Raw genomic sequence first — 282 nt, forward strand, 5'->3', positions numbered from 1 at the left:
AATGCCACCGACGTTGACAACGTGCAAGGTGACCTCAGCTGGAGCCTAGAAAGCGACCAATTTGCCGATTATGGTGAGTTCATACTCAACAGTGAAACAGGCGAGTGGACCTTCAACCTGTTCAATGACTCAGCGGTTGTTGAAGCCATGCAAGACGGCGACAGCATTGACCTGATATATAGCGTTCGTGTTAGCGATGGCAACGGTGGCTTCAGTGACACCAAAGTGACCATCACGGTCACAGGCACAAATGATAGACCGGTTGCTGAAGACGACTGTTAC

The 282-nt window shown here is 50.4% G+C and carries 1 protein-coding gene; it reads left to right on the forward strand.

Annotated elements, in window-relative coordinates; translation table 11 throughout:
- Positions 1 to 282, forward strand: a 282-nt coding sequence (locus tag AC1EU2_RS18800; protein ID WP_480299805.1) for a VCBS domain-containing protein, incomplete at both ends; no start/stop codon positions are given.

This window comes from Parashewanella sp. 2304DJ23-3, assembly GCF_056591695.1.